The sequence below is a fragment of the Arthrobacter globiformis genome (genome assembly GCF_003261175.1).
GTDB lineage: Bacteria > Actinomycetota > Actinomycetes > Actinomycetales > Micrococcaceae > Arthrobacter > Arthrobacter globiformis_A.
The window spans coordinates 1-531 of the sequence record NZ_QLNP01000058.1 but is presented as its reverse complement, the minus strand read 5'-3'; the positions used below and the strand labels follow the sequence as shown (position 1 = coordinate 531).

The 531-nt window shown below is 59.9% G+C and carries 1 protein-coding gene; it reads right to left on the bottom strand.

Going from position 1 to position 531, the window contains the following annotated elements; translation table 11 throughout:
* Positions 1 to 178: helix-turn-helix domain-containing protein (locus DBZ45_RS23595; protein WP_223256914.1), on the bottom strand; the 178-nt coding region annotated here is incomplete at its 3' end.
* Between the last annotated feature and the right edge of the window lie 353 nt (positions 179 to 531).

Here is a 531-nt window from a genome sequence, read left to right as displayed (position 1 = left end):
GGGGCACACTGAACTCCGGAACCGGCGATGGCAACACCTTCCGATGGTCGCTCAACCACCGGTACGCGGTCGGACGCGACACCCCGGCGGCCCGCGCCGCTACCGCTACCGACAGCCCGGCATCCAACCCCTCCCAGAACGCTAAACGAACACTCAACGGCGACCAAGGTCTGCCCATCGACGACACCCCACAGAATTCAGGGTGTTGCACTCACCACCTGAACTCGCCACGCTAGGGTTTCGAGACGGTTCGGCTCGTAGCATCTTTGGGCACCTTGACCGGAAGGGTCTGCGGGCGCGTCATAGGGGATCCAAAGTGGTGGCAAGCAGGACGGGTTACAGGACACACAGCTGCCCATAATGAGGAAGCCTGGAACACTGGACGCACAACGGCGTCTTCACTAGGTGTCAGCGATGGTCGAAAAGTGAGCCGTTTCGCGGGTGGAAAAGTGAGCCACTTTGACGTTGGTTATTCTGCCGTATTTTCGGGTCTTGTCGAGGGCAGTGAGTCGACTTGGGTGTGTTTGAGTC